We start from the raw sequence: 5,537 nt of genomic DNA, 5'->3' as shown, positions 1-5,537 counted from the left end.
GGGATTCCATACCCCGGCTGAGAAACTCAACGAGTTCCTCACACGTGTTGCACTCACCCCCTGAAACCGCCCCACTCAGCAGCGATCAAACGGCCTACTCGGCGGAAAAAGGAGGAGTGTGCAGGTCAGGCCCAGGGGCCGCGCACGATCTCGACGACGGACTCCCCGTAGCGCTCCAACTTCTTGGCCCCGATGCCGCTGATGCCCCGCAATTCGTGAACCGCCGTGGGCGCCACCTGGGCAATGCTGATCAAGGTGGCATCCGGGAAGATCACATAGGCCGGGACCTTCTGCTCGCGTGCCTGATGTGCTCTCCATTCACGCAGGGACTCGAACAGGGAGGACTGTTGGGGCGTGAGGGAGGACGTCGTCGTTGTGGAGCTGCGGCGACCGGTGGGTGAGCCGCGTTTCTTGCGTGCGGTGCGGCGCAGTTCCAGGGTGGCCTGGCCGCGCAGGACCGGTGTGGCGCCGGGGGCCAGGCCCAGGGTGCCGTACTCGCCGTAGGTGGTGATCACGTTGCGGGCCAGCAGTTGGCGGATCACGCTGCGCCATTCGGTTTCGCTCAGGTCCGCGCCCACGCCCCAGACGCTGAGTTGATCGTGGCGGGAAGCGGTGGAGCGGTCGTTGACCTTGCCGCGCAGCACGTGGATGACCTGCCCGGCACCAAAGTGCTGGTTGCGTTCGCGGTCCAGTCTGATCAGGGCGGAGAGCAGTTTTTGGGCGGGCACGGTGGCGTCCCAGCCGGTGGGTGGGGTCAGGCAGTTGTCGCAATTACCGCACGGTTCCGCCTGCTGACCGAAGTACTGCAGGATCTGCACGCGGCGGCAGGTCAGCGATTCGCACAGCGCCAGCATGGCGTCCAGGTGGGCGCGTTGGCCGCGCAGGTGGGTTTCCGTGGCCTCTGACTGATCGATCATGCGGCGCAGTTGAACGACGTCGTGCAGCCCGTAGGCCAACCATGCCGTGGCCGGCAGGCCGTCACGCCCGGCGCGACCCGTCTCCTGGTAATAACCTTCCACTGACTTGGGCAGATCCAGGTGCGCCACAAAGCGGACGTCGGGTTTGTCGATCCCCATGCCGAAGGCAATGGTGGCCACCATGACCACGCCGTCCTCCTGCAGGAACCGGGTCTGCCGCTCGGCGCGCTCGGACTCGCTGAGCCCCGCGTGGTAGGCCATGGCGTCCAGGCCCTCTTTACGCAAGGCCTCCGCGGCCTGTTCCACGCTGCGGCGGGACAGACAGTAGACGATCCCCGAATCTCTGGCGTGCTCAGCGCGGATCAGACTGAGCAACTGGGAACGGGCGTTGTCCTTCTCCACGATCCGGTACTGGATGTTGGGGCGGTCAAAACTGGCCACAAAGTGCTCGGCAGCGCCCAGGCTCAGTCGCTCGGTGATTTCCTGATGGGTGGCCTGCGTGGCGGTGGCAGTCAGGGCAATGCGGGGCACGCCCGGGAACCGCTCGGCCAGGACGGAGAGCCCCAGGTAGTCCTTGCGAAAATCGTGGCCCCACTGGGAGACGCAGTGCGCCTCGTCAATGGCAAACAACGCCAAGTTGGCGTGGCTCAGCAGATCCAACGTTCGCGGCTGAACCAAGCGCTCCGGGGCCATGTAGAGCAGATCCAGGTCACCGTTCAGCAGGTCCCCCTCAACCTGGGCTGCCTGATCCGCATCCAGGGTGGAGTTCAGAAACGCCGCCTTGACCCCCACCGCGGCCAGCGCATCCACCTGGTTCTGCATGAGCGCAATGAGCGGGGAAATCACAATCCCCGCACCTTCCCTGACCAGAGCCGGGATCTGGTAACACAGGGACTTGCCGCCACCGGTGGGCATCAGAACGACGGCGTCGCCCCCACCCGTCACGTGCTCCACGATCCGCTCCTGGTCCCCCCGGAAGGACTCGAAGCCGAAGACCTCTTGCAGCACACCAAGCGGCGTGGCAGCGGGAGCTGAGGTCTGGGAAGTCACCGCACCAATTTACAAGGCGCGGAGGTGACCCCGCCGTTGGCCCACGCCGCCGGTACGGTGGTCTCCCACCTGCCCCACCCGCCGCCAACCACTGCGAGGACCTCATGCCAACAGCCGACCAGATGCTTGGAACCTCCACCGTGGAAGCACTGGCCAGGATGATCACCCTGGTCACCCCGCAGCAACCGGCTGAACATCTGAACGCCGTCCCCGCAGCCCTGGACGGTCAGCCCATGCGGGCCCGCGTGGACCTGGTGAGCCATGCTTTGCTCAAGGACCTGGGCCCAGACAGGTTGGTGGCCACGATCCGTGAAGCGGCAACGGCTCATCCGCAAGATTTCTCCGGGTGGATGATCTGGCCCGTGACGGAGGCAGTGGCACACAACGCCGTGGCAACCGGTTCCGAGCGCACCTTCCAGGAGGCCTTGGAGGTCCTGGCAGAGCTCACTCATCGATTCACGGCAGAATTCGCCCTCAGGATTCTGTTGCGCCAGGATCACCGGCGGGTGCTGACGGCAGCGTCAGAGTGGACACAGTCCCCCGATGAACACGTACGTCGCCTGGCCTCGGAAGGTACCCGCCCGTTGCTCCCGTGGGGCCTGCGCGTACCGGAACCGTCGGCAGAGCCCAGCGCCACGCTGCCCATCCTCACAGCGCTCCACAACGATCCCAGCGAATACGTTCGGCGTTCCGTGGCCAATCACCTCAACGATCTCAGCCGCCATCACCCGGACCTGGTGGTCCAAACCGCAGCCACGTGGCTGGATCGTCCCGGGCCATACACGGCCCGCACGGTCAAGCATGCCCTGCGCACCGTGGTCAAACGCGGTCACCCGGAAGCGCTGGCGCTCATGGGGTACCCGCCGGTCGTCGTCGATGTTCAGGGGCCGCGGCTCACACCGCCGGCGGTTCAGTGGGGAGGTTCGCTGCAGATCAGCGCCACTGTCCACAACGACGACGACGCCACCCCCGCCAAGCTGCTGATCGACTACGTGGTGCACCATCGCAAGGCCAACGGGACCACCACGCCCAAGACCTTCAAGTGGACCACCATGGAACTGGCCCCGGGCGAGACCGTGGAGCTCACACGCCGCCATTCATTCCGTGAGATCACCACCCGCAAGTATCACGCCGGTATGCACTCGGTGGCGCTGCAGATCAATGGCGTGGAACACCCCGCCGTGGACTTTGAACTACTGCCCCGGAATTAACGCGACTGGATGCGCTGCTGACGGCGATCCAGCGCGGCACTGATGCCGTCAAACATCCCGTGCCACAACCATTCCACCAGGCTACGCTTGAAGAACCGCAGCCACACCAAACTCAAACCGATCAGGAATCCGGCGATACCGAGATAAATCACCATGGTCCACCACACGGTGTTGTCACCGGCAATGCGGTTGGCCACTCCAAAGCCCCAGTCGTAGAAAATGATGGAGGCCACCAGGTTCTGCAAGATGTAACACGTCAACGCCATCTTCCCCACTGCACTGAGAGCGGTTCCCAGAATCCCGGTGTCCGTTTTGCGGGCGTGAAACGCTGCAACTGCTGCCAGGATGCCAAAGGCCACCAGTGTTGAGGTGATGTAACGCGTGATGGCACCGGTGTAGTCGGGCACCAACAGGCGGCATGCCCAGTCCACGGGTACACCCACGCCGAATGCCAGCGTCATGATCCACAGGCGCAACTTTCTGCCGCGCTCATCAAAGATCCCGGCGTGGTACAGGTGCGCTCCCACCAGGAACAAGCCAATGCCCATGAAGAACATGATGGGGATTTCCATGCGACCGCCCACAAAGTCGTTCAACCGGTCCTGGACCATGTCCCAATAGGAGTCAGTGGACGTAATCCCTGCCGCACTCACTTCTCCCGCCGCTGCCCGGCCACCAACGGGGGAATCGTTCAAAAACTCGGTCTTGTCCGGGATGTCCATCAAGAACTGGAAGAGCAACTGGACAAGGTCCATCCCGGCAATCACCAGGACGTGAACGGTCAAACCGGCAATCATCCAGATCTTCTGAGCCTTGGGGCCGCTGATCATGATGGCGAAAACCGCCAGGGGTAACGACCAGGCCACGTTTCACCGCGGCGTAGCGCCGCCTGGCGCTGAATCTCCAGGCCAATGCCGAACATGATGGTCAACAAACCAATGAACTTGCCATCCGTCACCAGACCCAGGCCCGTCTGGAAAATCGTGGCAAACCGGCTCTTCGCAGATGAGGGTGTAGAAGCTGACGGCGCGGCGGTGTCGGGATAGAAGTCGAGGTCTCCCGAGGATGGAAGTTCTCACACTGCCCATCCGGAAGACCTCGACGTGCACGACGCTACCTTCACTCGCCTTGACCTGACCACGTTCTGCCGACTGGATGAGCTCGGTCTCGAAGCCGTTGGGCAACGGCTCGAGCCCGACCGCGCGGTGATCGCTTGCCGCGTCGTCGAGCTCGACCAGTGGTGCCGTCGCTGCGGCTGCGAAGGGGTTCCGCGGGACACGGTGGTCCGGCGGCTTGCGCATGAACCGCTCGGGTGGCGACCCACAACCCTGGAGGTCGTCGTGCGTCGCTACCGCTGCACCGACTGCTGCCATGTATGGCGACAGGACACCAGCCTGGCGGCCGAACCACGGGCGAAGCTGTCGCGCCGCGGGCTGCGCTGGGCACTAGAGGGCATCGTGGTCCAGCACCTCACCGTCGCCCGCGTCGCCGAGGGGCTCGGGGTCGCGTGGAACACCGCCAACCTCGCCGTGCTGGCCGAGGGCAAGCGCGTCCTGATCGACGACGAGCACAGGTTCGACGGGGTGAAGGTCGTCGGCGTCGATGAGCACGTCTGGAGGCACACCCGCCGCGGCGACAAGTACGTCACCGTGGTCATCGACCTGACCGGCATCCGTGAGGGCACCGGACCAGCACGGCTGCTGGACATGGTCGAGGGCCGCTCCAAGCAGGCGTTCAAGACTTGGCTCGCCGAGCGACCGCAGGCGTGGCGCGACGCGATCGAGGTGGTCGCGATGGACGGGTTCACCGGCTTCAAGACCGCCACCGCCGAGGCGCTGCCCGACGCGGTCGCGGTGATGGATCCCTTCCACGTCGTCCGGCTGGCCGGCGATGCACTGGACCGTTGCCGCCGCCGGGTCCAGCAGCACACCCAGGGCCACCGCGGCCGCAAGGACGACCCGCTATACCGGGCGCGGCGAACCCTGCACACGGGAGCTGACCTGCTCACCGACAAGCAGAACGACCGCCTGCACGGCCTATTCAGCGTCGATGCGCATGTCGAAGTCGAGGCAACCTGGGGCGTCTACCAGCGGATGATCGCCGCCTACCGCGAGCAGGACCGGCGTCGTGGCCGCGAGCTAATGGTCAAACTGATCGACTCGGTCAGCCACGGCGTCCCGAAGGCGCTCACCGAGGTCATCACGCTGGGGCGAACACTGAAGAAGCGAGCCGACGACGTCCTGGCCTACTTCGACCGACCCGGCACCAGCAACGGTCCCACCGAGGCGATCTGTGAGTGTCTACCTGGCTGGTCCGGGACCGGCTGGTCAGGATGGTTCCGGTCGCGCTGAACAGCGTG

At 64.8% G+C, this 5,537-nt stretch carries 3 protein-coding genes and 1 pseudogene; 2 read left to right on the top strand and 2 right to left on the bottom strand.

The window, feature by feature from the left end:
• Positions 1-125: 125 nt before the first annotated feature.
• Positions 126-1,967, bottom strand: coding sequence for a DNA helicase RecQ (gene recQ / locus GTW58_RS12640; RefSeq protein WP_119933783.1), 1,842 nt, complete (start codon positions 1,965-1,967; stop codon positions 126-128).
• Between the two features lie 104 nt (positions 1,968-2,071).
• On the opposite strand from recQ, the gene GTW58_RS12635 reads away from it, so the two are divergent.
• A complete protein-coding gene (locus GTW58_RS12635) occupies positions 2,072-3,178 on the top strand; it encodes a DNA alkylation repair protein (protein WP_119933784.1) in 1,107 nt (368 codons plus the stop codon).
• On the opposite strand, the gene GTW58_RS15050 is transcribed toward GTW58_RS12635, so the two are convergent.
• Positions 3,175-4,044, bottom strand: coding sequence for a DUF418 domain-containing protein (locus GTW58_RS15050; RefSeq protein ID WP_157980602.1), 870 nt, complete (start codon positions 4,042-4,044; stop codon positions 3,175-3,177). The two genes, GTW58_RS12635 and GTW58_RS15050, sit on opposite strands and share 4 nt — an antisense overlap.
• Before the next feature lie 237 nt (positions 4,045-4,281).
• Between GTW58_RS15050 and GTW58_RS12625 the strand changes: the two are divergent.
• A pseudogene (locus GTW58_RS12625) lies at positions 4,282-5,469 on the top strand (ISL3 family transposase); the annotation flags it as partial.
• Positions 5,470-5,537: the final 68 nt, after the last annotated feature.

The sequence above is a fragment of the Kocuria subflava genome, assembly GCF_012163155.1.
In the GTDB taxonomy this organism is placed as follows: Bacteria; Actinomycetota; Actinomycetes; order Actinomycetales; family Micrococcaceae; genus Kocuria; species Kocuria subflava.
Note: the sequence above shows the minus strand (reverse complement) of the source record. Positions and strands in the feature narration are given on the sequence as shown.